The sequence below is a fragment of the Paenibacillus tengchongensis genome (genome assembly GCF_008973665.1).
Classification (GTDB): Bacteria; Bacillota; Bacilli; order Paenibacillales; family Paenibacillaceae; genus Paenibacillus_AQ; species Paenibacillus_AQ tengchongensis.
Genome location: NZ_WACP01000026.1, coordinates 1 through 22,863, shown reverse-complemented (window position 1 = coordinate 22,863; position 22,863 = coordinate 1). Strand labels below are relative to the sequence as shown.

Annotated in this window: 20 protein-coding genes; 6 read left to right on the top strand and 14 right to left on the bottom strand. The window is 56.6% G+C overall.

The genetic code is table 11. The features are described from left to right. Window positions 1–134 precede the first annotated feature (134 nt). On the bottom strand, window positions 135–527 hold the full coding sequence (gene acpS / locus F1381_RS27635) for a holo-ACP synthase (RefSeq protein ID WP_151738029.1): 393 nt from the start codon (window positions 525–527) through the stop codon (window positions 135–137). A 208-nt stretch (window positions 528–735) separates the two neighbouring features. Between acpS and F1381_RS27630 the strand changes: the two genes are divergently transcribed. Further along, window positions 736–1,554, top strand: a complete 819-nt coding sequence (locus tag F1381_RS27630; RefSeq protein ID WP_151738028.1) for an alpha/beta hydrolase family protein — start codon at window positions 736–738, stop codon at window positions 1,552–1,554. Between the two features lie 517 nt (window positions 1,555–2,071). On the opposite strand, the gene nadE is transcribed toward F1381_RS27630, so the two are convergent. The 3 genes from nadE to F1381_RS27615 form a co-directional block, all read right to left on the bottom strand. Further along, on the bottom strand, window positions 2,072–2,881 hold the full coding sequence (gene nadE / locus F1381_RS27625; protein ID WP_151738027.1) for an ammonia-dependent NAD(+) synthetase: 810 nt from the start codon (window positions 2,879–2,881) through the stop codon (window positions 2,072–2,074). 144 nt (window positions 2,882–3,025) lie between these two features. Beyond that, entirely contained in the window at window positions 3,026–3,460 is a 435-nt protein-coding gene (locus F1381_RS27620; protein ID WP_151738026.1) for a BrxA/BrxB family bacilliredoxin, read from the bottom strand. Window positions 3,461–3,666: 206 nt separating this feature from the next. Further along, entirely contained in the window at window positions 3,667–5,322 is a 1,656-nt protein-coding gene (locus tag F1381_RS27615) for a two-component system sensor histidine kinase NtrB (RefSeq protein WP_246188216.1), read from the bottom strand. Window positions 5,323–5,563: 241 nt separating this feature from the next. Between F1381_RS27615 and F1381_RS27610 the strand changes: the two genes are divergently transcribed. Then, window positions 5,564–6,817, top strand: a complete 1,254-nt coding sequence (locus F1381_RS27610; RefSeq protein WP_151738025.1) for a BaiN/RdsA family NAD(P)/FAD-dependent oxidoreductase — start codon at window positions 5,564–5,566, stop codon at window positions 6,815–6,817. Between the two features lie 54 nt (window positions 6,818–6,871). Here the strand turns inward: F1381_RS27610 and F1381_RS27605 are convergent, their stop codons facing one another. The 3 genes from F1381_RS27605 to F1381_RS27595 all read right to left on the bottom strand — a co-directional run bounded on the left by F1381_RS27605 (window position 6,872) and on the right by F1381_RS27595 (window position 10,610). Continuing rightward, on the bottom strand, window positions 6,872–8,191 hold the full coding sequence (locus tag F1381_RS27605; RefSeq protein ID WP_151738024.1) for an ABC transporter permease: 1,320 nt from the start codon (window positions 8,189–8,191) through the stop codon (window positions 6,872–6,874). After that, window positions 8,170–8,943, bottom strand: a complete 774-nt coding sequence (locus F1381_RS27600; RefSeq protein ID WP_151738023.1) for an ABC transporter ATP-binding protein — start codon at window positions 8,941–8,943, stop codon at window positions 8,170–8,172. The genes F1381_RS27605 and F1381_RS27600 overlap by 22 nt, the downstream gene beginning before the upstream one ends. A 188-nt stretch (window positions 8,944–9,131) precedes the next feature. Then, window positions 9,132–10,610 (bottom strand): MFS transporter, encoded by a 1,479-nt coding sequence (locus tag F1381_RS27595; protein ID WP_246188215.1) that lies wholly within the window; start codon window positions 10,608–10,610, stop codon window positions 9,132–9,134. 199 nt (window positions 10,611–10,809) lie between these two features. Between F1381_RS27595 and F1381_RS27590 the strand changes: the two genes are divergently transcribed. Then, window positions 10,810–11,277 carry a MarR family winged helix-turn-helix transcriptional regulator gene (locus tag F1381_RS27590; RefSeq protein WP_150272023.1) on the top strand — a complete coding sequence of 156 codons (468 nt, stop codon included), beginning with the start codon at window positions 10,810–10,812 and terminating at the stop codon, window positions 11,275–11,277. 143 nt (window positions 11,278–11,420) lie between these two features. Here the strand turns inward: F1381_RS27590 and F1381_RS27585 are convergent, their stop codons facing one another. From F1381_RS27585 to F1381_RS29165, 4 genes are all read right to left on the bottom strand, one after another. Beyond that, window positions 11,421–12,917: an MDR family MFS transporter gene (locus tag F1381_RS27585; protein WP_425495304.1), complete on the bottom strand. Its 1,497-nt coding sequence runs from the start codon at window positions 12,915–12,917 to the stop codon at window positions 11,421–11,423. Between the two features lie 45 nt (window positions 12,918–12,962). Then, window positions 12,963–13,508 (bottom strand): GNAT family N-acetyltransferase, encoded by a 546-nt coding sequence (locus tag F1381_RS27580; protein WP_246188218.1) that lies wholly within the window; start codon window positions 13,506–13,508, stop codon window positions 12,963–12,965. 248 nt (window positions 13,509–13,756) lie between these two features. Further along, window positions 13,757–14,056, bottom strand: coding sequence for a hypothetical protein (locus F1381_RS27575; RefSeq protein ID WP_151738019.1), 300 nt, complete (start codon window positions 14,054–14,056; stop codon window positions 13,757–13,759). Window positions 14,057–14,097: 41 nt separating this feature from the next. Next, window positions 14,098–14,226, bottom strand: a complete 129-nt coding sequence (locus tag F1381_RS29165; protein ID WP_281349983.1) for a hypothetical protein — start codon at window positions 14,224–14,226, stop codon at window positions 14,098–14,100. Between the two features lie 32 nt (window positions 14,227–14,258). Here F1381_RS29165 and F1381_RS27570 point away from each other — a divergent pair, with 32 nt between their 5' ends. Further along, entirely contained in the window at window positions 14,259–14,738 is a 480-nt protein-coding gene (locus F1381_RS27570; protein WP_151738018.1) for a GAF domain-containing protein, read from the top strand. 147 nt (window positions 14,739–14,885) lie between these two features. Here F1381_RS27570 and F1381_RS27565 read toward each other — a convergent pair whose 3' ends face one another. The 3 genes from F1381_RS27565 to F1381_RS27555 form a co-directional block, all read right to left on the bottom strand. Further along, the gene (locus F1381_RS27565; RefSeq protein WP_151738017.1) at window positions 14,886–17,318 is read right to left on the bottom strand and encodes a glycogen/starch/alpha-glucan phosphorylase; all 2,433 of its coding nucleotides are present in this window, start codon (window positions 17,316–17,318) and stop codon (window positions 14,886–14,888) included. A 91-nt stretch (window positions 17,319–17,409) separates the two neighbouring features. After that, window positions 17,410–18,513 carry a glucose-1-phosphate adenylyltransferase subunit GlgD gene (gene glgD, locus F1381_RS27560; RefSeq protein ID WP_151738016.1) on the bottom strand — a complete coding sequence of 368 codons (1,104 nt, stop codon included), beginning with the start codon at window positions 18,511–18,513 and terminating at the stop codon, window positions 17,410–17,412. Between the two features lie 24 nt (window positions 18,514–18,537). Then, complete coding sequence (locus tag F1381_RS27555) at window positions 18,538–19,701, bottom strand: glucose-1-phosphate adenylyltransferase (RefSeq protein ID WP_151738015.1); 1,164 nt, start codon at window positions 19,699–19,701, stop codon at window positions 18,538–18,540. A 463-nt stretch (window positions 19,702–20,164) separates the two neighbouring features. On the opposite strand from F1381_RS27555, the gene F1381_RS27550 reads away from it, so the two are divergent. Both F1381_RS27550 and F1381_RS27545 read left to right on the top strand, forming a co-directional pair. Continuing rightward, window positions 20,165–20,854, top strand: coding sequence for a response regulator transcription factor (locus F1381_RS27550; protein ID WP_425495303.1), 690 nt, complete (start codon window positions 20,165–20,167; stop codon window positions 20,852–20,854). Further along, entirely contained in the window at window positions 20,851–22,545 is a 1,695-nt protein-coding gene (locus F1381_RS27545; protein ID WP_187355594.1) for a sensor histidine kinase, read from the top strand. The genes F1381_RS27550 and F1381_RS27545 overlap by 4 nt, the downstream gene beginning before the upstream one ends. Window positions 22,546–22,863 lie beyond the last annotated feature (318 nt).

Sequence of the window (22,863 nt, the reverse complement as noted above, 5' to 3'; positions counted from 1 at the left end):
CCCACCGCCCAACATCTGCCTCACCATACAACTAATCCTGTCAGCGACCTGGTGCCGGTTTCCCATCACAGCCATCTACGTCTTTTCGGTTCGGAATAGTCTTCCATCCTCTGCCCATCCGTTGCTTTAATCAATCACAGCCTGCGCTCCACCAGGGCAAACGCCGAGGCCAGCTCGCGGGTATGTGTGATTGTCACATGAATCACGAACCCGCCGTCCGTCATTCCCAAGCGCTCCCAGGCTGCTGCTGACAGATGGACCGCAGGTTTGCCCTGGGCATCCGGCAGGATACTGATATCCTGAAAGCCCACCGTGCTGCCGATGCCGCAGCCCAGCGCTTTGACGACGGCCTCCTTGGCGGCGAAGCGCCCGGCGGCGAACTCCGCGAGCCTTCCGCTTCTCTGCCCGGCGAGCTCAAGCTCGTCCGTGGTAAGAATGCGCCGGAGAATCTTCATCCCCGAAGTTTTGCCGAGCAGGCTGCCGATCCGGGCAATTTCCAGCACATCATGTCCAATTCCGTAAATCATTAATCTCCACTCCCCGCGGCAGCCTTTCTGGAAACAATTACAATGTGTTCTCTATGCTTAACCGCTTTACTAATGGTATGATCTTCATATATTAATATTTGTCTGCTGTGGTTTATATCATTATAGTCGCCATATAATCATTCAGCTATAGCTATATATTTGCCATAGATTCTATTACTTGCGAATAGGAAAGAGAGGCGAACCGCCTGTGAACCGAAATTTTCAATTGCCTGCAGGAGAAGATGCCGTACTGCGCTGCTCGCATTTCCCCGCACAAAGCCGGGCGAGCAGCCTGATCGTCATCGCCCACGGCTTTAAAGGCTTCAAAGACTGGGGCATGTTCCCTTATGTGGCCGGCGAACTCAGCCGGAAGCATGAGGTAATTACCTTCAATTTTTCGCATGGGGGAATTGGAGAGGACCCCGAGCAGTTCACCGAGCTGGACAAATTCGCCCGCAACACCGTCAGCCGGTCGCTCAAGGATATGGAGATCCTGCTCTCTTACCTCAGCCAGCACCCCAAATTCGGCGCCCTGCCCTTGTTCTTACTGGGACACAGCCTTGGCGGGGGGCTTTCCCTGTTATATGCGCTGGAGCACCCGGAAGAGATAGGCGGCGTTATATCCTGGAATGGGGTAACGAATCTGGATCTGCTCAGCGATGAGCAGAAACGCGAGCTTCTCGAGAACAGCCGCAGCCATGTGCTGAACAGCCGTACCGGCCAGCAGATGCCGCTCGACCTTGTATTGCTGCAGGACCTGGAGCGGAACGCCCGGCGGTACGATCTGCTTGCCCGGATGGAGCATGCCGGATTCCCGGCCGTCCTGATCCAGGGAAGCGAAGACGGAGCCCATCTGCGCCACGGCTCCCGGCAGCTTACCGGCCTGCGGCCGGATATTGCCTGGGTGCAGATTCCCGGCGGCAACCATACCTTTGGAACGGTGCATCCGTTCGCCGGGACAACGCCGCAGCTGGAGCAGGCTATTGCAGCTACGCAGGATTTTATCACTCGGGTCTTGGCCGGGTGATTGTAACATACAGATCGCCATTTCTCACCTGATTACTTTCTTCCATTCACACAAAAGGAACCGCCGGTCGGTCTCTGCTCTCAGCAGCGGCTTCCGGCGGTTCTCCGGTTATTTAGTCAAGGTGCTTTATACGAAGCGCGGTCCATTTCCGTCGGAAGTGAATCAGCTGCACTTTCTGCAACAGAATTGCCCGTTATCCGGCCCAGAAGCTGTTCTGCTGCATTTTGTACAAAAGAATTCTGTCAAAGGTGGCCTTTGTTCATTTATAGCTCAAATCTAATGTATAAACTGCAATAGATTATGTTTTTCCGGCTAAAAATGTCCCATTCTGTTGTACAAAATACAATCTCAGGAGTGGGCGGAAGCACCCGGGGCCTGAATCAGCATAAGCGCGGAGCTCTTAGAGCACTTTGAGCACTTTGAGCACTTGGAGCCCCTTTCCTCCGGCAACCACGCCGTCTCGCCACCCCTCCCTGCGGTCCGACCGCTCCCGTCTCCTGGAGCATCCTCCGGGTCCCTAAATCCCCGGAATTACGTTCCGTTTATGCGCCGTTCTCCGGTAGTGGGCCTCCAGCTTGGCGGCCGCTTCGGGCGCCACCGGCTTGCCCTCCAGATAGTCGCTGTTCTCATCGTACGTTACGCCCAGCTCGGCTTCGTCCGTCTGTCCGGGCCACAGTCCCGCCGTCGGCGCTTTGCCGATAATCTCGGCAGGCACGCCGAGATAGGCCGCCACTTGGCGGACCTGCCGCTTGTTCAGCGTGGACATCGGCGTAATGTCGACAGCGCCGTCGCCCCACTTGGTGTAGAATCCGGCAATGGCTTCGGAGGCATGATCTGTGCCGACCACAAGCAGGTTATGCTCAAAAGCGAGCGCATACTGCATCACCATGCGCGTTCTCGCTTTCACATTCCCCTTACCCTGGTAGGTAATGTGGCGGGATTGCCCCAACGCTTTGAGGCTGTGTTCCACCTCCAGCGCAATCTCATCCACGGCCTCTTCAATGTTCGTCTCCACCGTATGGGTCAAGCCAAAGGCTTCAGCCACCGCATAGCTGTGCGCAATATCCTCCTGCACGCCGTAAGGCTGGTACACGCCCAAGGTGATGAATTCCCTGCCGGCCTCCGCTGTCAGCTCATCGGTTGCCCGCTTGCAGAGTCCGGCGGCCACTGCGCTGTCCACACCGCCGCTGATGGCGATCAGGAGGCCCTGGGCCTTCGCCTGCCGCACATAGGCTTTCAGAAAATCGACGCGACTGCGCACCTCGGCCTCCGGATCAATCACCGGTTTGACGCCCAAGGCGGCAATAATCTCCTGCTGCATACTCATAGGACACCCTCCGTTTCGTAGCATGAAGTTATCATAATTACCTTGTACACTCATATAACTTTTTCTAATCAAAAAAAATCCCGCAGGGGGCCGAATAGCCCGGACCTGCGAGATTCTTCGCTCCCTGTGCCTGCTTATGCCAGATTATTGGCAGTAGCGGTTGAATACATCCTGGAGTTCTGCGGCAATTTCGGCAGCCGAACGGTCTTCCACGCCGGAGCGTTCGATGAAGTGGACGAGTTCTCCGTCCTTCATCAGCGCGATCGAAGGCGAAGAAGGCGGATACGGCGCAAAATATTCGCGCGCCTTGGCTGTAGCTTCCTTCTCCTGGCCCGCGAATACGGTGAACAGATGGTCGGGCAGCACTTCATTCTGCAGCGCCTGGGCTACGCCGGGACGGCATTGGCCGGCTGCACAGCCGCATACGGAATTGACAACAACGAGCGCTGTGCCTTTGGCGGCCGGCAACGCAGCTTCGACCTCTTCGGGTGTAAGCAGCTCCTGGAACCCGATGCTGGTCAGATCGTCACGCATAGGTTGAATGGAATCTCTCATATATTGATGGAATGACATGGACATTTCCTGCACTCTCCTTTACCTTTTAACTAACTTTATTATACATGCATACTCTGCGAAAGCAAGGAGGGGAGCGGCCGGGGAACCGTCTGTCTTCAGATTATATGTTGAGCTTTTGCCGTAACAGCGAAGGGTTTTAGAATTCCAGCCCTTGCCCTCCCCCGGACCTCCGGTAAAGAGCCTGCCTGCCCTACACTTCCGCTAGCGGATCAGCCGTTGATCTCCAGCGGCAGGTCCGCCGTCTGGCAAGGAAAGCTGACGGTGAACTCTGTCCCGTATCCTTCTTCGGAGGCTACCGCAATTTTGCCGCCGTGCCGCTCCACAATGCTCAGGCATAAGGACAGGCCCAGGCCGGTGCCATGTGATTTTGTCGTAAAAAAGGGCACAAACAAATTCTCCAGCTGGCTCTGCGGAATCCCGCTTCCGGTATCCCTGATGACCAGCTCGACCTGCTCCCCGGTCAGCCGCGTTTCCAGCGTCAGCACGCCTTTGGCCTCCATCGCTTCCATAGCGTTGCGGGCCAGGTTCAGCACCAGCTGCTTGATCTCCCTGACGTTCAGATGCAGCCGGGGCAGCTCACCGCTCAGCTTCAGCTCCACCGTCTGCCCCCGCAGGTTGGCATCCGCCCACAGCAAGGGGCCGAGGTCTTCGATGACCGAGTGCAGCTGTACCGGCTCCATATCGGAAATCCGGCTCTGGGCCAGCGAAAGGAAGTCATTGATAATGCCGTTGGCCCGGTCCAGCTCATCCATCACGATCTGGTAGTAGGAGTCGAGGTCGGAAGGGCTTTTCTCGCGCATCAGCTGCAGGAAGCCGCGTACGACAGCCATCGGATTGCGGATCTCATGGGTAATGCCGGCTGCCATCTGACCGACGAGCGTCAGCCGCTCCACATTGTCCAGCTCTGTCCGCATTTTCTCCTCTTCGGTCAGGTCCTGAACGATCAGCACGTTGCCGGCCAGAGCTCCCGAATTATGCCGCAGCGGTGCGGTGTACACCTGATAGGTCCGGGAATCGTACTGCAGCTTGGCATTAGAGCGCTGGTTGTTGCGGACAATCGTCTTCAGCCGGTCAAAGGTCTGGTCGTCGATCGTTTTGTTGAAGATTTCACATACTGATCGCGACAAAATCATCTCCCGGGTCAAATCCGGATTATGCAGCCGGATCAAATCCAGCATATATTCATTCAGCTCCGTTACATATCCCCGGTTGTCAAGTGCCATAATATTCAGCCCGGCCGCATCGGTAATCTGCCGCAGCTTATGCGACTCCCAGCGGAACTGCTCCGAGATGTCCTTCATCTGCGTTTTGCTCTGCAGTTGATCCCAAGCGGTTTCGATAAAATAGATGAACACCCCGCCCAGCACAGTAGTCAGGCAGAGGTAAGCCATAATCAGCAGCAGCTCATCCGGAGTCGTGTCATAAATGGAATGGCCGGACCATAGATACGGTTCCAGCAGCACAGCTAAGATAGTGGGAAACAAGACAATCAGAAATATCCCGATCTTGTGCGGCAGCGGACTCCGCTTAAAGGACGGGGCGAGGGCAAACACCAGCGGAAACGCCAGCAGTCCCGAATCAATCAGGAAATGGTCGAGGCCGGGCGGCCGGGAGAACAAGACGGTACACAATAAAAAAAAGCCCGCCAGGCTCAGCCCCGAACGCCGGTGGCCGTACAAAGCCCCAATGCAGGCCGGCAGAACCGCCAAATTCAGATATATTACGTCAAACAGCGTCGTGGAGAGAATGGTGCAGAAGGTTACGCCCAGGGCGCAGCAGATCGTCAGAAAGGATTGCTCATCCGGAAAGCAGCGGTTCCGGCGGGTCAAATATTCCTGGATTAACCGCCATTGAAACAACAGCATGAAGGAGCTAGCAGCCGATATTTGCAATAAAATATCCTTTACCGCCTCATTAATTGCAATCACTCCCCGAGTTGGACAAAATATCCTTTGTCTTTAAATTAAAGCATAGGCAGGCATTTCTGACAACGAATTTCCGTTAGCGGTTCCCCCCGGTTTGGCTGCGTGCGGGCGGGAGTGGTATGATGCCAGTAGCGAAAATTGTCAGCAAACGCGCGAATGGATAGGACGGTGTATTTTAACAATGGTTGATGTGGTGATTATCGGGGGCGGCTCTGCCGGATTGATGGCTGCCATTGCGGCAGGCGAAGGCGGAAAGCGTGTCCTTCTGCTGGAGAAAGGAAACAAACTGGGGCGTAAGCTCGGAATCTCCGGCGGCGGCCGGTGCAATGTGACCAACAACAAAGAGATCGACGAGCTGATTAAGTATATTCCGGGAAATGGGCGTTTCCTCTACAGCGCCTTCTCGAACTTCAATAATAAAGACATTATCGCATTCTTCGAGAACCTGGGCATCCGGCTTAAGGAAGAAGACAACGGACGGATGTTTCCCGTCAGCGACAAGGCCAAGACGGTGGTCGATACGCTTGTCAACCAGGTCCGGAAGCAAGGCGCCCAAATCCAATTGAACACCCCTGTGGAGGATGTGCTTTACGACAATAATAAAGTGACCGGTGTGCGCCTTAAGAGCGGCGAAATCATCCAGTGCAGCAGCGTAATCATTGCTTCGGGCGGAAAATCGGTCCCCCAGACCGGCTCAACCGGAGACGGATATGCCTGGGCGCAGAAAGCCGGGCATACGATTACGGAGCTTTTCCCGACCGAGGTCCCGCTTACCTCTAATGAACCTTTTATCCAGTCCAAGGAATTGCAGGGTCTCTCCCTGAGGGATGTGTCGCTTTCCGTATGGAATCCGAAGGGTAAAAAGCTGATCGAGCATCGCGGGGATATGCTGTTCACGCATTTCGGCATTTCGGGCCCCATTGCCCTGCGGTGCAGCCAATTTGTCGTGAAGGCGCTGAAGCAGTTCGGCACCGGAAATATTGAGGTCTCCATCGATCTGCTGCCGGATAAGAGCAGCGATGACATCTACGGCGAAACGCTGCGGCTGGCCAAGGCGGACCCCAAAAAGTCGGTAAAGAATGTGCTCAAGGGGTATCTGCCGGAGAAAATGATTCCTTATCTGCTGCAGATGTCGGGCCTGTCCGAGACGCTGACTTATGACAATATCCCGAAGCAGGAATGGCTGGAGCTTGCCCGGAGCATTAAGCGGTTCCCGATCCGGGTCTACGGCACGCTGTCGATTGAGGAGGCTTTTGTGACGGGCGGCGGAGTGAACCTGAAGGAAATCGATCCGAAGACGATGGAGTCCAAGTTCATGCAGGGACTGTATTTCTGCGGTGAAATCCTCGATATCCACGGGTACACTGGAGGCTACAATATTACGGCCGCCTTCTCCACAGGGTATAACGCAGGCAAGAGCGCTGCGCAAGCTTAATCTGTTATGGTAAAGCAGCCATGCTCTCCGGACCGGGGCATGGCTGCTTGTGGTTTATCTTGAGAAGCGGAACGTACTGAATGCCGAGGCTGCAATGTATCCGGCAAGGAGGCCTGCAGGGATAAAGAGCAGCAGGCCCAGCCAGCCGTAGAGCGGGATGCACACCGCCGCTGCACAGAGCACGGAGAACGGCTGGATCAGCAGCTGCAGCAGCCTGGTCCCGGTGTCGGCCTTCTGCGTTTTGGTAAACGGCAGGATGCCGATATAGTCATCGCCGGCAAAGACCAGCCAGTATGAGGACAGCCAATAGGCCATCAGCGTAGTCAGCACCAGAAAGATCAGCCATTTCAGCAGGAATAGCCAGGATGGCACAATCAGGACGGCGCCAAGCCCTACGCCGGTAAACTGCAGATACAGCTTCAGATGGCCGGGATTGCGGATGAAGGCCTTGATGCCTGCAGCACAGAAGCGGGCCTCCGGCTTCCGGGAAGCAAGCAGCGGCTGCGACCGGCGGAAGATCCACGGCTTGTGGCGCGTGGGCCGCGGTTTATCGACGACCTGAGCCAGCATAAGGGAGGCGATGCGCATCCGCTGCTTCAAGCTCTCGCGGACATCCTGCATGAAGGTCCCCTGGAGCGTCAGCCGGTGCCGGATTGCCCACAGGGTAACCGCCGCATACAGCAGGGCCGCAGCGGCAAGCAGCCAAGGCCGGTTCTCCCAGGCCAGGGCCGCATACAGATAGCTGCCGCAGGACAGGAGCAGCGCCAGGATCAGCCACAGCTGCCGGCCCAGCCCCTGCCGGCTCACCCTGATCAGGTGAACCAGCAGTTTGGTGCTTAGCCCGCAGCTTACTGTCAGGGCCAGCAGAGCCCAGGCCGCAGCCGGAGCTACACCGTAGCCCTTGATGATGAAAGGCAGCAGCAGCACAAAGGCGGCGCCGATCTTCACTGCGGTTACTCCAAGACTATACAGGATGCTCCGCAGCATCAAGCTGCTGATCCACTGCCGCCGCTGCAGCAGGAAGAGCGAATCTGCTTCGCGGACCAGCAGCAGCAGGCCCCCGGTAGCGAGGAGTACGGTGAGCGCCGCGGGAATCAGCGCGAACGGCACATGCGCTGTCCAGCCGATGGCTTCGCCGTTCCAGAACCCGAAATAGATGCGGCCGCCGAGCAGCAGCCCGGGAACAATAATGTACAGCAGCACGATCCAGTCAGCCACCATGCGGATCATCCGGTATTGCTCCCGCCAGTGGGCGAAGAGCCTCTGGCGGAACAGGCGCGGCGCATCCGGCAGGGCATAGCCGGCTTTGCCGGCGTTTACCGTATCCGGCCTCACGGCCCCTTCGGGCCGGCTCACGCCAGCAGGTCGAAGCAATCAAACAACGACCCCTCCGGCAGCCCGGCCTCTGTCCGGATATCCTCCAGTGTTCCGGTCGCCCGCATGATGCCTCCCGAAATCAACACAAAGCTATCGCAAATTTTCTCAGCCGTATCCAGCACATGTGTGGACATCAGCACGCCTGCCCCGCGCTGGCGCTCGGCCTCCAGCAGCTTCAGGAAATCCTTGGTTGCGCGCGGGTCCAGCCCGATAAAAGGCTCGTCCACAATATAGATATCCGGCTCCACCAGGAACCCGAGCATCAGCATCATCTTCTGCTTCATGCCCTTGGAGAACCCGGCCGGGAGATCATGGCGCACATGGTCCATGCCGAACTGCTGCAGCAGCTTCTCCGCAGAGGCAGCGAAGGATTCATACGGCAGCCCGTAGGCGGCTGCGGCCAGGTCCAAGTGCTCCCACAGCGTCAAATCCTCATAGAATACCGGCTGCTCCGGAACGTAAGCATAGGATTTGTTCTCTCCGCCGATGCTTACCTTGGCCTTGGAATGCTTCAGCAGGCCGAGTATCGCCTTGATCGTGGTGCTCTTGCCTGCACCGTTGGGCCCGATCAGCCCCAGCAGCTCACCCTGCCGCACCTCAAAAGAAATTCCGGAGATCCGCTTGTCTCCGGCTTCATAACCCGCTTCGCTGATGTCGACATCCAGCACGATGCCGGAAAGCCGCTCCTGTACTGCTGCGGCCTGAAAAGCGCCGGGAGTCTCCGCCGGCGCCGCTTTGGTCTCGTCCATTGCTGTCACCCTTCCCATCGGTTCCTTGATCTATCCATTATACGGATATTCCGGAAAATATGCAGTACACTACGGATTCTCCGGCAATGCCGTTTCAGCCGTGACAACGTCAAAGCGGCAAGGGCTCCGTTAAACGGAACTCTTGCCTGCCTTGTCCTGCCTTGTCCTGCCTTGCTGCAACTCAGCTCCTACGCCATTGCCTGACCCGCTGTCTCCTGCAGCCTTGAAGCGGCCCGGTGATCCCGGCGCTCAATGCCGGAGCGCATTACCAGGATGGCGGCCCCCAATAGCGCCGCCAATACACCGGAGCACACAAAGGCAACTACCGGCCCCGCAGCGGTGACGAGGGCTCCGCCCGCCACCGGTCCCAGGATGACCGCCGCGCTGGTAAGGCTGTTCACTGTTCCGAACACCCGGCCGGTATAAGCCTCCGGCGTCCGCTGCAGCAGCATCGAGTTGAAGGGAATGAAGACCAGTCCCGCCCCGGCGCCGGCTAATGCAAATGCGCCGAACAGCGTAATGTACATCCACAGGCCGGCCTCGCCGAAGGCGGTAACCAGGCTGGCCACGGCAAAGACGATGCCCATCAATACCGCTCCGGCGCCCATGACGGCAAGCGGGCGCTTGCCGCTTCCGCGCTTGCCCACCGCTATCGCTGAAATCAGCGTACCGAAGCCGCTGGCGGCAATGCACCAGCCGAGCAGATCTTCGCTGACACCCGGAATGTCCCGGAACAGTATGACCGTCTGCGAATCGGCCACCTGCAGCACCAGCAGCACGGCGACCAGCATAGACACCCCGCTGAGCACCGCCGGCATGCTGCCGATAAAGCGCAGGCCGGCCCCCGCTTCGCGGAAGAAGCCGCTCCGCTGTTCCTGTGCTTTGTTCTCAGCGTCCTCTCTGCGGGTCTTGTACTTGCCGGCATGAGGAACGGCGAGCAGAATAAGCGCCGAAACCACATAGCTGGCCGAATCAATGAGGAAGCAGGCAGAAATGCCGAAGGCGGCAACCAGCATCCCCCCGAGCGCCGGACCGGCAATCTTGGTAATCTGCTCAATCGAGGAGCTGAGCGCCATAGCCTGATCCATCTGCTTTGCAGGGACCAGTTCCTTCAGCTTGCCGCTCTTGGCTGGTGAGAAGAGGACGTCCATGAAGCCCTTGGCGATGAGCAGAAGATATACCTGCCAGAGCGAGCCCGCAAACACAAGGGCGAATACTATCCCGGCCCGGATAAGGTCAGAGCCGATCATCAGTTTTTTGCGGTCCAGTGCATCGCTCAAGTAACCGGACAGCGGTCCTCCGAGCAGCATCGGAACAGCCATGCTAAGCGACATCGCCGTAATCTCCCAGGGCGTAGCCTGCCAGCGGAGGCCGACCATGGTCAGCAGCGCCAGCAGGTGCAGCCAGTCCCCTACATTGGAGATCAGCTGTGCTGCAATCAGCAGCATGAACGGCTTGTTGGCCGTCAATTTGGTTTCAGGTTCAGTGGATGCATAAGCTTCATTCATTGTGTTTTCCGCTCCCCGCCATTCATTTTCGATGACTTCATCGTAAAAGAAATGGCCTGCGCCGCGCATCAATCCGCAGCTGTAAATCCGGCCTCCCGGGGGGCTGAGACCTGCCTCCGTCCCGGGGCTGAGGCCGGCGGAGCGTGATAATCGTGACAATTTTAAGTTTTTTAAAAAAATTGTTTGATTTTTAATAATTAAAAGTGTGCTCATTGTGACAAATCACATGTTTTTACTTCAAGGTTATGCCGTATTGTAGGGATAACAGAATTCGTTCCACTGGTGATGACCGCACTTGAAGCCGGATTCCACAACGTGCGGGGGAACTCACACGATAAACAATAGAGGTGAATGCATAATGATTCAATCCTATGAACGCGATACTCAACTGACCCTCCATCTGTACAGAGTGTTTGCCAAGTCTTTCAAGAGCATCAACGAGCATGCCGTTACCGGCAGCAAGATTGAAGGATTCAATCCGACAGCGTTTGCAGTGATGGAGGTCCTCTATTATAAAGGGCCGCAGCCCATCCAGCAGATCGGAGCCAAGCTGCTGCTGCAGAGCGGCAACGTTACTTATGTCATCGACAAGCTGGAAGAACGCGGGTACCTGCAGCGCAAGCCATGCCCGAGCGACCGCCGCGTTATTTTTGCCGAGCTGACCGCCGAAGGCGAGCGTCTGATGAATGAGATGTATCCGAAGTATTCGGAACGCCTGCATCTGGCTTTCAGCGGACTCAGCGATGACGAGAAGGAACAGATGATTGTGCTGCTCAAGAAGATGGGACTGCAAGCTGAGAAGCTTTCACCGCTCCCGCGCAAGTAACGCAGCAACAGCTATTAAGAAGCCCTTCGATTGTGAATTGATTCACTTTTCCTTCAGTCACTAAACAGACAAGGCCGAACCGTCCCGCAGGATGGCTCGGCCTTGTCTTTCTGTTATTATGGCGCAATGAGCGTCAGCCGGGCCTATGCCTTTTGGACCTTCCCCGGTTTGCGGTCGTCCGCCAGCGACGGTACCGATGACCGCAGACCCGACGATAGAACAAGCGACATCACGGCAAACACAGCCATGATCACAAACAGCGAATGCAGGCCGCCCTCCAGCGCTCCGCTGAGGCTGCTCCAGGCTTCGCCGGATAACGCTGCACCGCCATGCGGGTTCAGCAGGGCATTAATGTCCTCGCTGGTAGCCGAAGCGCCGGATGCTCCCGCCAGCTCCCGGTCGATGGAGAAATTCAGCCAGGAGCCGAAGAGCGCAATCCCGACTGTCTGGCCCAGCGAACGCGTAAATGTATTAAGCGCCGTAGACGCACCGCGCTGCTCATAGTCTACGGAGGACTGCGCGATAATCGTGAACACGGTCGAGGCGCAGCCGAAGCCGAAACCGCTGAATGGCATCATGGCCAGCAGCTGCAGCGACGACGATTCAGCATTCACAAAGGTCAGGCCTACAGCGCCGACAGCGATCAGCGCCAGGCCCAGCATGCCTGTGCGGCGTGCTCCGGCGCGCAGAATCATCCGGCCGCCGAAGATGGAGCCGAACATCCAGGAGATCGTCATCGGCGCCAGCAGGAGTCCCGAGCGGGCGGCGCTTTGCCCGAAGACACCCTGTACCCACAGCGGGATATAAGTAGACAGCCCGATGATCAGCGTGCTGACCAGCAGATTGGCCGCCGTGGATACGGAGATATTGCGGATGGAGAACAGGGACAGCGGCAGCATCGGCTCGGGAGCCCGGCGTTCCACGAGCAGGAAGGCTATCAGCAGTACGGCTGCTGCCGCCAGAATGGACAGCAGCAGCGGGGAGGTCCAGGCCAGACTTTGCCCGCCGGTTGTAAGCCCGAAGAGCAGCGCTCCCATCCCTGCGGCAAAGAGCAGCACGCCTGCGATATCCATCTGCGCTTTGCGCTTCACTCTTTCCTCTTTCAGATAACGAAAGATAAATACCAGCGCCAGCAGGCCAAAAGGCAAGTTAAAGACAAACACCCAGCGCCAGCTTAAATAATCAACGACATACCCGCCGAGCAGCGGGCCGGCCAGGGAGGAGATGCCCCATACGGAGCTGAGCAGCCCTTGCGTCTTCGCCCGCTCTTCGATGCTGTAAATATCGCCTATAATGGTAAAGGTCATCGGAATGAGCGCTCCGGCGCCCAGACCCTGGAGGCCGCGAAAGACTATAAGCTGTTCCATACTCTGCGATATGCCGCACAGCAGCGACCCCAGCAGAAAAACAATGGTGCCGCCGATAAAGACCGGCTTGCGGCCGATCAGGTCACTGACCTTGCCGAAGATCGGCGTCGTTACCGCCATCGCCAGCAGATAAGCGGTGAAGATCCAGCTCAGCCACTGCATCCCCTGAAACTCGCCGACAATTGCCGGCCCGGCGGGTCCGGTCACGGTACCTTCAATCGCTGCCAGAAAGGTAGCGAGCAGTACTCCTGTCAATATTAGCTTGCGTTCTATTGCACCCGGTGACTTCAATGAATCCAGATCCTCTCTCTCATATAATCAGCTTTCATTCTGCAGAATGGCATGCATCACCACGTCCCGGAAGCCCGAGGGGGTGTGCCGGAACTGCCGGAGCACCCCTTCCTGCCGGAAGCCCAGGCTGCCGAACAGCTGCTCCGCGCGGAGGTTGTCCGGATGGCACAGCGCTTCGATCCGGTTCAGCCCCATCGTCCCGAACCCGAAGTCCATCACGAGCCGCAGCGCTTCGTGCATATATCCCTGCCCCCAGCAGGACGGCGCCAGCTCGCAGCCGAGCTCCCCGCGGTAGGCGCCCGGCAGCTGCCAGAAATTATATCCGCAGCTGCCGATCACCGTCCCTTCCGGACCGGTGATGCTCCAGCGCAGGCTCTCCTCGTCCTGCGACATCTGCCGCAGCTGCCCGATCAGCTGCAGCGTCTCTCCTTCCGATGTCAGCGGCGGAGCATCCAGCCAAGGCGCCACCAGCGGATCGGTCCAGATCTTAAACAGCGCCTCCGCATCCTCCGGCAGAAGCTCTCTCAGCTTCAGCCGCGGCCCCTGCAGCGGCGGTATTCTCCCACCACACACGTACAAAGCACTCGTCCCCTTTCAACTCTCTAAGTATACCGCAATCTATGGAAGGGCTTCACTACAAACCTGACATTTCAATGTCATACATCAACTATCGGACTGCCCTTCTACTTCTGAACGTATCCGGCCCTGCTTCGCAAATCTGGGCCAGCAAAAAGCGCCTGCACCACGGACATCCTGTCCTTCGTGCAGACGCTTTGGTATTAAACATTATTACGAATAGGCTGCCTAAGCTATACTTCCGGCTATCTTTTTGATTCCGCCGTCGCGGCCGGCTTCAGCACTTCGGTGCACAGCACCCGGAGCTTCTCCTCGATGTGCTTGAACTCTTCGATTCCCGTTCCGGTAATGCTGAACGCATCGCCATGGGCGGTCAAAAAGTTATCCTGGGTCAACCGTTCCAGTTCCTGCTTCACTTCGCGCTCCGCGATCCGGTAACCAAGCTTCTCAAGTTCAGGCTGCATCTCCGTTAATGTCAGGTCCTTCTCATGGGCAATAGAAAGCATATGAATTCCTATGAACAAGTTCTGTACATCCGCGCGCATAGTCCACTCCTTCCGGCATTTGCCTTTGTTATACTTAAGGATTACCCGGAGGGACCGGTGCGGAAACATCCCGGATTCCGCTCCCGGCGCGGGAATTTCAGCCAATCGCTGTATCTCTTGGTCTTGACGTCCAGCCGCTGCTGTACTATGGTGTAAGTTACAGATTCCAACTGACTTATGCTACAGGAAGGTGTGATTGCCCATGTTTCAGGCTATGCCCTACGACGGAACGCGCAGTGAACGCTTTGAAGCGGTGCTGACCCAGCTAGCAGCCCTGATGGAGGGAGAGCCGAATGCCGTGGCCAATTTGGCTAATGCTTCGGCCTTACTGAAATTCTCGCTACCGGATACCAACTGGACCGGTTTCTATTTATTTGACGGCAACGAGCTTGTGCTCGGCCCTTTTCAGGGACTGCCGGCCTGCATCCGTATTCCGCTCGGCCGCGGCGTCTGCGGAACGGCGGCGGCCGAACGCCGCACGCTTGTCGTTGATGATGTCCATGCCTTCCCCGGCCATATCGCCTGCGATGCCGCTTCGAACAGCGAGATCGTAGTTCCGCTGATCAAGGAGGACCGCCTGCTGGGCGTACTCGATATCGACAGTCCGCTGAAGCACCGCTTCGACGATGAAGAACGGCGCTTTCTCGAACGCTTCGCGGCCATGGTGTCGGAGGTTCTCTAAATAACCCCACAAAGTGGGGCATGCCGTGAAGTGGATTCAGTTACTTTGCGGGGACCCCAGGGATAAGCCTTTATTATTCGTTAAACAAATAGCCCTTGGGCCGGTATAGACCGGATCAAGGGCTGTTTGTTAATTACACTGCGGTGTCTATAGCTGCACCGGATGAATATTCCAAATCTCCGAAGCATAACGGGCAATTGTGTTGTCGCTGGAGAATTTGCCCGAGTGGCCGATGTTGATAATCGACTTCTTCAGCCATTCCCGGCGGTTGCGGTAGGCCAGGTCGATCTTGACATGCGTCTCCACATAGGAAGCAAAGTCCTTCAGTACAAAGAATTCGTCATTATGATCAATCAGCGACTGATAAATCGTGTCGAACTCCTGGGCGTTGCAGCAGATCGGGCCAGGAGTGACCAGCTGGTCGAGCACTTCCCTGATGCGCCCGTCCCCCTGATAAATATCCCGCGAATGATATCCGCCATACTGGTAGTAGTCCATGACCTGCTCCGCACGAAGGCCGAACAGGAACATGTTGTTGTCTCCCACCATCTCATGCATTTCCACATTCGCCCCGTCCATCGTGCCGATAGTCAGCGCGCCGTTCATCATGAACTTCATGTTTCCGGTTCCCGATGCTTCCTTGCTGGCGGTAGAGATTTGCTCACTGACATCGGCGGCGGGAATGATCTTCTCGGCCAGCGATACCGAATAGTTCTCCAGGAAAAAGATGCGTATCTTGCCCTTGATATCCGGGTCCTTGTTGACGACATCGGCCACTGTGTTGATCAGCTTGATGATCCGCTTCGCCAGATGGTAGCTCGGCGCAGCCTTCGCGCCGAAGATAAAGGTGCGCGGCACCATATCCATGGACGGATTATCCTTGATCTGGTTGTACAAATGCATAATATGCAGAATGTTCAGCAACTGCCGCTTATAGGCATGCAGCCGCTTGACCTGCACGTCAAAGATAGAATCTGGATCGACCTGAACGCCGTGTCTCGACGTGATATATGCCGCCAGGCGCTCCTTGTTCCGCCGCTTGATGGCGGCCACTTGCTCCTGGAAGGAGGCGTCCTCGCAATATTTGATCAGCCCGATCATCTCCTGGGGATGATGAATCCAGCGTGTGCCGATTGATTCGCTGATCAGCCCGGCCAGCTCCGGATTGGCATGCTGCAGCCAGCGCCGGTGGGTGATGCCGTTGGTCTTGTTGTTGAAGCGGTGCGGGTACATCTCGTTAAAGAGACGCATCTCGCGCTTCTGGAGAATCTCCGTGTGCAGCGCCGCGACGCCGTTGACGCTGTGGCTGGCGATGATCGCCAGATTGGCCATGCGCACCTGATCGTCGTGGATGACCGCCATCTGGTTGATCCGGTTCTGGTCACCGGGATACTTATGCATCAGTTCACCGCAGAAGCGGGCATTGATCTCCTCGATAATCAGGAAGATGCGCGGCAGCAGCTCCTTGACCATACCCATCGGCCATTTCTCCAGCGCTTCGCTGAGAATGGTATGGTTCGTGTACGACACCATCCGGGTGGTCATGCTCCAGGCCTTCTCCCAGCCCAGGCCGTGCACGTCCAGCAGAATGCGCATCAGCTCCGGAATCACGAGCGTCGGATGCGTATCATTGATATGCAGCGCGACCTTATCCGGAAGCGCCTCAATCGGCAGTCCGGTCTTGGCGAAGGTGCGCAGGATACTCTGCACGCCGGCGCTGCAGAGGAAATACTGCTGCTTCAGCCGCAGCAGCTTGCCCTCGTACTGGGAGTCGTCGGGATAGAGAAATTCCGAGATGGACTCAACCGACCGCTTGTATTCCAGGAATTTGTGATAATCCGTCCCCGCCATGGACCCCGAAATACGTGAAGGCAGGGTAACCGACTCGGCGCTCCAGTTGCGGAGCGTGTTCACATGCTTGCGGTCCGCCCCGATGACCGGAATATCGTAAGGAACGGCGCGTACCGTCTCATAATCCTTATGGTCAAACGCCAGCTCGCCGTTCTCGAACCGGGTCTCCACATGGCCCCAGAACCGCACCTCCACCTGCTTATCCTCACGGCGCACTTCCCAGACATTGTCATTCTGCAGCCAGTAATCCGGCAGCTCGACCTGGTAGCCGTCTACAATCTTCTGTTCGAACAGGCCGTATTTATAGCGGATGCCGGTGCCGTGTCCCGCGTATCGCAGGGAGGCCAGCGAGTCCATGAAGCAGGCCGCGAGTCGGCCGAGACCGCCGTTGCCAAGGCCCGCATCGGCCTCCATCTCCTCGATCTCCTCCAGCTTGAATCCGAGCTCAGCCAGACCTTCGCGCACAACCTCCAGCACACCCATATTCAGAAGGTTGTTGCCCAGCAGCCGGCCGATCAGAAACTCCATCGAGAAATAATAGACCTGCTTCTCCTGTCCCAGCTTGTATTTACGGTTCGTCTCCGCCCAGTTTCTGCCCGCATTCTCGCGGATCATCTGGCCGAGAATGTTGTACACATCGGCATTCGCCGCTTCCTCCAGCGGCTTGCCCAGCTTACCGATCAGCGTCTCGCGGAATACTTTCTTAAAGGTTTCTTTGTCGTTAAACAACAGCAGGTTCCTCCTGATGAATGTATTTTTGGTTCCGGAACGAACAGTCAGCAGAGCCCGAGCGAAGCCGCCGGGCCCTTCTGATGAAGCATTATATTTTGCTGCTCTTGGCAATGACAAACGGCCGTTTGCTGTCGCCGACGAGAATCCGTTCCTTGCTCAAATGCACGTCTTTATCCATGATGACATTCTCAATGACCGCGTTCTCCTCAATTACGCATTTCTGCATGATGACCGAGTTCGTGATCTTCGCCCCCTTGCGCACCTGTACCCCGCGGAAAATAATGCTGTTCTCCACGGTGCCGGCAATAATGCAGCCGTTGGCCACCAGCGAATTGCTGACCTCCGCACTGTCGAGATAGCGGGTCGGCGCCTCATATTTGATCTTCGTCTGCACCGGATTCTCCTTGAACAAGCCGTAATAGTTCTCCTGCTTCAGCAGGTCAAGGCTGTTCTTGTAGTAGCTCTCCAGCGAGTTGATCACGGCGTGATAGCCGGTATATTCATAGGCGGCAATGTTGAACTTCTGCCGGTGCTTCTGGATGGCGTCGCGGAAGAAGAAGCTTTCCCCGTGGGCGATGCAGTATTCCACCTGCTCGAGGAACAGCTTTTTTTCCATAATAAAGATATCCAGATACACGTTAGGGTAATCCTTCTCGTGATGCATATTTGTCACCGTGCCCGTCTCGTCCACTTCTACACGCAGGCACAAATCATGCTCCGGCTGCAGCTGCTCCACGCGCTTATAGACCATCGTCACATCGGCGCCCTTCTCCAGATGGTACCGGAACACGTCCTGCAGATCGGCATTGTTGATGTGCTGGCTGCCGGAGAACACAATATAAGGGGCCGCAGCCCGTTTAAAGAAATCGAGATTGTTATGAAAATGCTGCAAATCCCCGAGCGACGTATCCGTCGGATCGTTCCAGTCGGGCGGCAGAATGAATAATCCGCCATGCTTGCGGTTCATATCCCAGGACTTGCCGTCGCCGAGATGGTCCATCAGCGAGCGGTATTTGCGCCGTACGAACAGGCCGACACTCTCCAGCTCCGCACGCATCATATTGGAGAGCACGAAATCGATCAGCCGGTAACGGCTGGCGAAAGGTACGGCCGCGCCGCAGCGGAAATAGGTCAGCTCGTTTAATTTGTCCAGTTCGTGGTCCAGATTAATTACTCCCATGAGCTCTTTCATCGCGGGAACACCGTCCTTTGGTCGTTAAATGGATTTGGCTGCAGCTGATTTGCGTTTTTTGTTGCGGTTGTCGATCAGCAGGATCTCATCCTCGTTCTCGCGTTCCACACCGATTTCCATATAATCCTCGATGACTGTATTTTCACTAATGATAGCCTTATGAATTCTAACGTTCTTGCCGATCTTGACCTTGGGCATAATAACAGAATCGGTGATGACACTGCCTTCGCCTACTTCCACCCCGTAGAACAGCACGGAATGCTTCACTTCACCGTATACCGTGCAGCCTTCGTTGATGATGCAGCTGGATACCCTCGCCCCGGGGGCGACATACTGGGCCGGCGCATTCGGATTGCGGGTAAAAATCCGCCAGTTCGGATCGTTCAAGTTCAGCGGCGGCTCATCGCTCAGGAGGTCCATGTTGGCCTCCCAAAGGCTGGTCACCGTACCAACGTCCCTCCAGTAGCCCTTGAATGGATAGGCATACAGGGAGTTGCCGTCTTCCAGCATGAGCGGAATAATATCTTTGCCGAAATCATGCGAAGAGCTCTCATTCTCGCCGTCGGTCAGGAGATGCTTGCGCAACACTTCCCATTTGAAAATATAGACGCCCATGGAAGCGAGCGTGCTCTTCGGCCGGGCCGGCTTCTCTTCGAATTCATAGATTCTCAGGTCTTCATCCGTATTAAGGATACCGAAGCGGCTGGCCTCTTCCAGCGGAACATCAATGACCGAAATGGTGCAGTCGGCGTCGTGCTGTTTGTGATACCGCAGCATGGCGTTATAATCCATTTTGTAAATATGATCGCCTGACAGAATCAGCACATGCTCCGGATCGAACTGGTCGACAAATTTAAGATTGCGGTAGATTGCGTCAGCCGTCCCCAGATACCAGCTGCTGCCGTTCTCCCGTTCATGCGGCGGCAGGACGAACACCCCGCCGTTCTTGCGGTTCAGGTCCCAGTCGCCTCCGACCCCGATATAGGAGTGCAGCACCAGCGGTTCATATTGCGTCAGCACGCCTACGGTATCGATTCCCGAATTCGAGCAGTTGCTCAGCGGAAAATCAATAATCCGGTACGTTCCCCCGAAATACACAGCGGGCTTGGCGAGCGACTTGGTCAATCCCTTCAACCTTTTTCCTTGGCCTCCTGCCAAAAGCATGGCTACCATTTCCTTTTTCTTCATGGAAGAGCCTCCTCGACATATGGGTAAAAAAGCATCTAATCAATAGGTTGAAAAGATTGTATGGAGCAGTGTAACCAGTGCTTGAAACATTCGGAAAGTAATCAACTCGGAACGAAGAAGTCAGGTGAAAAGAAATGTGCTTTACAGGAAAGATGGAATAGGTAACTGACGGGGGGTCAAAGATGCGGGACAAAACCCGAAGCTGCATAAAACACCGCAAAATCCGGTTCGTATTCCCTATTGTAAAGTGTTCGCGGCCCGCCGTCAAAACCCTTTCCGCATTCCTGAAAATCTTAAAATTATAACTATATTCCTTATTAATTCCATTAACATTCCGTATAATTAAATTACCCAATCAGCAGCTCCGTGAAAGAGCGTTTCAGATATTCCCATCTTCAGCGAATATTCAGGCCGGGTATGTCATAATGGAGCCAGCGATATTTAGAAATTGGAGGAACAGCTTATGATAAAAACCGCCCAGGGCGTCAGACTGCTGCTGGTGGATGACGAACCGCATATATTGCAGTTTTTGGAGCTTGGCTTGACCAACGAAGGGTTTGAGGTGCGGACCGCGGCGGACGGGAATGAAGCGATCAGCGTTGCCGCCGAGTTTAAGCCCCATGTGGCGATTCTGGATGTAATGATGCCGGGCATGGATGGCTTTGAGGTGTGCCGTTACCTGCGCTCGGAGGAGACGGAAATTGCGGTCATTATGCTTACGGCTAAGGATGAAGTCGATGACCGGGTCAAGGGGCTGTCAATTGGGGCCGACGATTATATGGTCAAGCCCTTCAGCTTCGACGAGCTGCTGGCACGGATCCAGGCCAGGCTGCGCAACCAGTTCCCGGGCCTCCTGGGCGAGGTGCGCTGCGGCCCGTTCCGGATCGACGGACGGCGCAAGGAAATCCGCTTCAGGGATGAAGTGCTGGAGCTGTCGCCGACGGAGTACGAGCTGCTGCAGTATCTGGTCATCAACCACGGCCTGGTGCTGAGCAAGCCGATGATTCTCGATAAGGTATGGGGCTATGACTTCGGCGGCGAGGAGAATATCGTCGAGGTCTACATCCGCTCCCTCCGCGAGAAGCTCGGCGACAAGGAGCACCGGATTATCCGCACGCTGCGCGGCGCCGGCTACCGGGTGGACCTGGTATGACCGCCCGCATCTCCCGCCTGCTGCGCAAGCTGCCCATGCCGCGTTCCCTGAGCAAGCAGCTGCTGGCCATCTCGCTGATCATTCTCTCGGTATTGCTTCTGCTCATCGGGGTGCTGCAGGTGGTGCTCATGCGCAACTTTATGTTCGGTAACCGGGCAGAGGTGATGGAGACGCAGCTGCGCTCGATTCCGCGGGATTTCTATTATGATCTGGCGAATTTCCCGCGGAGCAGCGCAGCGGAGAATACCACTGCGGGAGACGGTGCGGGGACGGGCGGATCGCCCGCCGCATCGGGCAACCAGGCGGCAGAGGCTTCGAATCCGGGAGATGCCGGTACAGAGGGCATGCCGGACGATTCGAAAGGCGGAATATCCGCCGGCCTGCCCTGGAGCTGGAAGCCGGGCGGGGACGGCTACGGCGATGGCGGCCAGCTGCCCGGCAGCTGGCGCACCCAGGAGGGACGGCGGCCGCTCCTGCTGGATGCCCATACGACCATCGCCATCTACCGGAACGGATCGTTCAAGGATCTGCAGGCGGACACGCTGTCCGACTCGCCGGCGCCGCAGCTGCCGGACGAGGAGTACGAAGCGCTGCTGAAACGGCCAACCGATAAAGCCACGGGCAGCTACCAGCTGATCCGCGCTGCGGACGGCAGCGAGCATCTGGCCGTATTTATGACGGCCTCCCGCCCCGGAGAAGCGCGGATGGTAGTCCAGATGAGCGTGGACACCGGCCCGCTGACCGACGTCATCATGCGGCAGCTGCTGATCTTCGTGGCGCTGGCGGTGGCGGCTCTGCTCGCCGGCCTGTTCCTGTACTTGCCTGCGCTGCGCAAGACGCTGGTTCCGCTCTCCAATATGGGAGAGGCGGCGCAGAGCATCGACGCCGGAAATCTGGATGTCCGTTTTCCCGTAGATCAGGGGCAATCGGAGATCGACAAGCTGTCCCGCTCTTTCAACGGCATGCTGGAGCGTCTGGAGATCTCTTTTCAGAACGAGCTGGAAGCCAAGGAGCAGATGCGCCGCTTTGTCGCCGACGCCTCCCACGAGCTGCGGACGCCGCTGACATCGATCCACGGCTTTCTGGAGGTGCTGCTGCGCGGCGCCGCCGACAACCGCGATCAGCTGTACAGCGCGCTGAACAGCATGCACGGGGAATCGAAGCGGATCAACAAGCTGGTCGAGGATCTGCTGCTGCTCGCCCGCCTCGACGGCGCGGCCCCGCAGCTGCGGCTTAGGGAGCTGCTGCTGGGCGAGGTCATTGACGAGATGCAGCCGCAGCTGAAGATGCTTGCCGGAAGCCGTACCGTCAGCTTCGACATCTCTTACGGGATCCGCGGACAGTACGATCCCGACAAGCTTAAGCAGGTGATTCTGAATCTGTTCCATAATGCCGTGCAGCATACAAATCCGGATACCGGCAGCATTCATGTGGCGCTGCACGCCCGGGACGCCTGGGCGGAGCTGTCCGTGAGGGACAATGGCTCAGGCATCCCCGAGGATCATCTCCCCCATGTGTTCGAGCGCTTCTATCGCAGCGATTCGTCGCGGACGCGCAAATACGGCGGCTCCGGCCTGGGTCTCTCCATCACCAAATCGATTGTGGAAGCCCACGAAGGCGACATCCGGGTGGAGAGCCGGCCCGGCAAGGGAGCCGTCTTTACCGTCACTCTCCCGATATTGCCGGATTAGCTAATGGGGCGTAATTAACGGTATAATAGTAAGAAGCTATGCTCACATAACCAAGCCTATGACTCCACTATCAGGAGGCTTGGCTAAACAGAACTGGTACCTTGACTGCAGCTATGCTGAAATTGGAGGAGCCGTAGTGCCCGAAGCCCAGGCATACCCTGTAGCCACTGCCAAATCTCATGTGAGTGCAAAAGCTCAACAGATATAGTTAGATTTTCACCACTAGCGTTGCATAAAAGCTGACATTATCAAATGGTATAAATTAACTGTCCATAAATAGAAAAAACTCTATTGTAAGAAGGTAGGCACGTTGTCCAT

Excerpts from the sequence above, each read along its gene's own strand:
- F1381_RS27550 (WP_425495303.1), top strand. The coding sequence starts at position 20,165 with ATGATAAAAACCGCCCAGGGCGTCAGACTGCTGCTGGTGGATGACGAA.
- F1381_RS27545 (WP_187355594.1), top strand. The coding sequence starts at position 20,851 with ATGACCGCCCGCATCTCCCGCCTGCTGCGCAAGCTGCCCATGCCGCGT.
- glgD (WP_151738016.1), bottom strand. The coding sequence starts at position 18,513 with ATGAAAGAGCTCATGGGAGTAATTAATCTGGACCACGAACTGGACAAA.
- F1381_RS27570 (WP_151738018.1), top strand. The coding sequence starts at position 14,259 with ATGTTTCAGGCTATGCCCTACGACGGAACGCGCAGTGAACGCTTTGAA.
- F1381_RS27610 (WP_151738025.1), top strand. The coding sequence starts at position 5,564 with ATGGTTGATGTGGTGATTATCGGGGGCGGCTCTGCCGGATTGATGGCT.
- F1381_RS27590 (WP_150272023.1), top strand. The coding sequence starts at position 10,810 with ATGATTCAATCCTATGAACGCGATACTCAACTGACCCTCCATCTGTAC.
- F1381_RS27575 (WP_151738019.1), bottom strand. The coding sequence starts at position 14,056 with ATGCGCGCGGATGTACAGAACTTGTTCATAGGAATTCATATGCTTTCT.
- F1381_RS27620 (WP_151738026.1), bottom strand. The coding sequence starts at position 3,460 with ATGTCCATGTCATTCCATCAATATATGAGAGATTCCATTCAACCTATG.
- F1381_RS27600 (WP_151738023.1), bottom strand. The coding sequence starts at position 8,943 with ATGGACGAGACCAAAGCGGCGCCGGCGGAGACTCCCGGCGCTTTTCAG.
- acpS (WP_151738029.1), bottom strand. The coding sequence starts at position 527 with ATGATTTACGGAATTGGACATGATGTGCTGGAAATTGCCCGGATCGGC.
- F1381_RS27555 (WP_151738015.1), bottom strand. The coding sequence starts at position 19,701 with ATGAAGAAAAAGGAAATGGTAGCCATGCTTTTGGCAGGAGGCCAAGGA.
- nadE (WP_151738027.1), bottom strand. The coding sequence starts at position 2,881 with ATGAGTATGCAGCAGGAGATTATTGCCGCCTTGGGCGTCAAACCGGTG.
- F1381_RS27615 (WP_246188216.1), bottom strand. The coding sequence starts at position 5,322 with ATGCTGTTGTTTCAATGGCGGTTAATCCAGGAATATTTGACCCGCCGG.